Annotated in this window: 3 protein-coding genes and 2 pseudogenes; 1 reads left to right on the top strand and 4 read right to left on the bottom strand. The window is 70.5% G+C overall.

All coding sequences use genetic code 11. The features are described from left to right. From BMG523DRAFT_RS23940 to BMG523DRAFT_RS21855, 4 genes and pseudogenes are all read right to left on the bottom strand, one after another. Positions 1-140: pseudogene (locus BMG523DRAFT_RS23940) on the bottom strand (IS6 family transposase); the annotation flags it as partial. Positions 141-306: 166 nt separating this feature from the next. Continuing rightward, positions 307-882, bottom strand: coding sequence for an NADPH-dependent FMN reductase (locus tag BMG523DRAFT_RS21865; protein ID WP_035734637.1), 576 nt, complete (start codon positions 880-882; stop codon positions 307-309). A 128-nt stretch (positions 883-1,010) separates the two neighbouring features. Beyond that, on the bottom strand, positions 1,011-2,462 hold the full coding sequence (locus BMG523DRAFT_RS21860) for a DHA2 family efflux MFS transporter permease subunit (RefSeq protein WP_023842193.1): 1,452 nt from the start codon (positions 2,460-2,462) through the stop codon (positions 1,011-1,013). Then, on the bottom strand, positions 2,459-3,409 hold the full coding sequence (locus tag BMG523DRAFT_RS21855; RefSeq protein WP_011438516.1) for a zinc-binding dehydrogenase: 951 nt from the start codon (positions 3,407-3,409) through the stop codon (positions 2,459-2,461). Before BMG523DRAFT_RS21855 ends, BMG523DRAFT_RS21860 begins: the two co-directional genes overlap by 4 nt. Positions 3,410-3,764: 355 nt before the next feature. On the opposite strand from BMG523DRAFT_RS21855, the pseudogene BMG523DRAFT_RS23935 reads away from it, so the two are divergent. After that, positions 3,765-3,904, top strand: a pseudogene (locus tag BMG523DRAFT_RS23935) (IS6 family transposase); the annotation flags it as partial.

Below are 3,904 nucleotides of genomic sequence, written 5' to 3'. Positions count from 1 at the left end.
GCGAGAAGCTCCTCGACGTCCCGGTACGACAGCGCATACCGCAGGTACCACCGCACCGCCAGCACGATCACCTCGGGAGGGAACCGGAACCCAGCGAACTCCGATGGCGGAGCCAGCGGACGGACACGACGTCGACGCATGACTCGATCATGACTGATCGGTGGCCGCGATGGCGGACTTCGCCGATGCAACAGTGCCGAGGGGGACACCTCGCTCGGCCGATGATCAACGCGGTCACCGGCCGAGCTGGCGCTCGACCCAGGCCAGCGGCCCGCCTTACCTGGGCCGCGTGGTATCTGTGCACGCCTACTGCTGCGGTGCAGCCTCCAGCCGTAGTCGCCGTAGCGCCCCGCCCCAGGCGATGACCTGGTCCAGCATCGCGGTGACCGTTGCCTCCTGGTGCGCCGCAGGCCTGAGCGCGACGAAGCCCTCAAAATCTGTCGACAGGGACAGGGCGACCTGGTCGCGGACATCGGCGACCTGGAGCTCACCCAGCACGAGGCGCAGGTGCTCGACCGCGCGGGTCCCGCCGGCCGCACCGTAGCTCACGAACCCCGCTGCCTTGTTGTGCCATTCGGCGTACAGGAAGTCGATGGCGTTCTTCAGCGCCCCCGACGTCGAATGGTTGTACTCCGGGGTGACGAACACGTACGCGTCGAACGCCGCCACTGCCTCGGCCCACGCCTTCGTGTGCGGATGCTGGTACTGGCCCATCGCCGGCGGCATCTCCTCGTCGAGATGCGGCAGGTTGAAATCCCTGAGGTCGAGTAGCCCGAAACGGGCGTCTGCCCGCTTGACCGCGATGTCGTGAACCCAGCGCGCGACGGCCTCGCCGCGCCGCCCCGGGCGCGTGCTGCCGATCACGATCGCAACGTTGATCATGAGTGTGTCGACCCCTCTCTCGATTTTGACGAGACGCTCCGACGCCCCGTGACCCGCTGACTTCCCTCGGCCAGCGGACATCGTCAGTACCGGCGACACCGCGAGGGCCGCCGATGCCCTGCTCGCACCTACTGGGCGCCGGTGGCCGTCGTCGTGGGCACCGTGTCCCGCGGCGCCGGTGCCGGCTTCTGCCCTGGCAGAAACACGGTCCCGGCGAGCGCGCCCGAGGTGAGGACGAACATCCAGGTGAGTGCAGGGGTGAACCCGTCCGCCTGGAGAATGAGAGCCATCACGGCCGTGCCGGTCGCCGCGCCGACGCGCTGGATGACGTTGCTCGCGCTGGTCGCGCCCGGAATGTCAGCCGTTCGTAGCGTCCGGTACACGGCGGCGCTGGCAGGCAGGCTCGCGGCCCCGAACCCGATCCCGCGGACAAACAGCGAGATGCCAAGCAGGGTCAGGTTGCTGTCGGCGGTGGCGAAGACGAACGGCAGAGTGCCCGCGCTCGCGACCACCAGACCCCCTGCCACGAGCGGGCGTGGCGCGAGCCGGTCGGCGTACCGGCCGGTTGCGAGGTACGCAAGCCCCAGGCCGACGCTCTGCGGTGCGAGGGCGAACCCGGCGTCAAGTGCGGACAGCCCCCGCAGTTGCTGGTAGTAGAGGGGGAGCACGAACATCGGGCCCCAGCTCGTCACGCCGAAGACGAACAGCATCACCGAGCCGCCGCGGAAGGAACGGTCGCCGAACAGGCGTAGATCGATGAGCGACGGCCGGCCTGGTGTCGTCGGCCGCAGGACGAAGGCGGCCAGCAGCGCGACGCCGACCAGCGCGGCGACGAGCACCTGTGCGGACACCACCGTGCTTCCGGACTCGACGTTCGACAGCGCGTAGATCATCGCCACGATGCCGGTGGGCAGCAGGACCAGGCCCACCACGTCCAGGGAACGCTCCGTGCGCGGGTCTTCGCGGGGGAACCACCGTGTTGTCATGAGCAGCGAGACCACGACGATCGGCACGTTGACGAAGAAGATCCACCGCCAGCCCCAGGTGTCGATCAGCAGGCCGCCCAGCACCGGGCCGGAGATCGGCGCCAGTTGGCCGACCAGGCCGACGACGCCCATGACCCGCCCGAAGCGCTGCGGGCCGGCGGCCCGGGCGAGTACCAGCTGGGTCAGCGGAAGGATCATGCCGCCACCCAGGCCCTGCAGCACCCGGAAGGCGATTAGCGCGCCAGCGGACCAGGCCAGGCCTGACAGCACCGATCCGGCCAGGAACAGCCCGAGGGCACCCGACCAGATCGCGCGGGCGCCGAACCGGTCGACCAGCCAGCCGACCACCGGGATGACGGCAGCCATCGCCAGCAGGTAGGACGTCGTGACCCACTGGATCACCGTGATGTCCGCTTGCAGGTCGCGCCCCAGCGTGTCGATCGCGACCGCCACGACAGTGGTGTCGAGCAGGGCCGCGAACGCCCCGACGATCAGGGTCGTGGCCAGCGGCACGAGACTCGGACCGGCCTGCTCCAGATCGTTCGACGGGTTCGGTCCATCCGCGGAGCCGGAGTGGGCCTCGGGCCGGGTCATGGGACCAGCAGGGTCTTGCCGGCCGTCTCCCGGTCCTCGATCGCCTGGTGGGCTGCGGCCGCCTCGCCCAGCGGGTAGGTCTGACCGATGATCGGGCGTAGCCTGCCGGCCGCCGCCTGCGCGAGCGCCTCCGCGGCGAGCGCACGCATCTGCTCCGGTGTCGGCGTATCACCGCTGATCACCGTCACGCCGGCGGGCGGCTCGGTCCAGCTGCCACTGGCCATTCCGTGGATGCTGATCCGTCCGCCGGCCCGCAGGGTGGTCAGGGCGTGGGCGCCGATGTCACCCCCGACACCGTCGTAGACCAGGTCGACACCCGTCCCGCGGGTGGCCTCGACGACCTCCAACGTCCAGCCCGGCCGGGAGTAGTCGACGTAGGCCGCCGCGCCCAGGGACATCACCAGCTCACGTTTGGCGGTGCCGCGCGCGGCACCGATCACCGTGGCGCCGGCGGCCGCCGAGAGCTGGACCAGCAGACTGCCGAGGCCGCCGCCGGCTGCCTCGACCAGCACCGACTCGGCGGGCTTCACCTCCGCCTGGCCATGCAGGAGGACCGCGGTGCGGCCGTCCGCCAGCAGCGCCACCGCGTCCCGCACCGGGACGGTGGAGGGCACCGGGATCAGGTCGTCCGCATCCGCGACGGCGAGCTCGGCGTAGCCGCCGGTGCCTCCCGTCGTCGTGACGACCACCACTCCGGCGAGGGCCGGGTCGACGTCCGCTCCGACGGCGACGACCTGTCCGCCGACGCCGTTACCCGGGACCCGGGGCAGCGGCGGAGGGTTTCGCAGCGCAGGGCCACGGCCAGCCCTGACCTGCGTCTCGACGAAGGTGATGCCGGCGTACTCGACCGCTACCAGCACCTGGCCGCGTCCTGGAACCGGATCCGCGACGTCGCGGACCGTGAGTACTTCCGGGCCGCCGAACCGGTCCATCACCACAGCGCGCACAATCCCGCCCTCTTCGTCAATCGGAGCGATTCACTCCGATTTGGAGATCTTATAACGGAGTGAATCACTCCGCAAGCTGCTGGGTGCCGGGTCGTCGCGCCGCGAGGGCCACGGGACGGCGCTGCCGACAGCCTCGCCCCCGGGGCGCCCGGTGCCGGACACCAGGACCGGACCGACTCACCCCAGCTGCCTCGACGGGACCTCCAGCAGGTGCCGAGTGGATCTCCAGCGCATCTCGACCAGGCCGCGAACGGGCCTCGGTCGACTCCGGAGCGCGGCGCTGGTGACGCTCGAGAGGGCACTGTTGCATCGGCGAAGTCCGCCATCGCGGCCACCGATCAGTCATGATCGAGTCATGCGTCGACGTCGTGTCCGTCCGCTGGCTCCGCCATCGGAGTTCGCTGGGTTCCGGTTCCCTCCCGAGGTGATCGTGCTGGCGGTGCGGTGGTACCTGCGGTATGCGCTGTCGTACCGGGACGTCGAGGAGCTTCTCGC

This window comes from Frankia sp. BMG5.23 (genome assembly GCF_000685765.2).
Lineage (GTDB): Bacteria > Actinomycetota > Actinomycetes > Frankiales > Frankiaceae > Frankia > Frankia casuarinae.
This window is presented reverse-complemented; position numbering and strand designations above follow the sequence as displayed.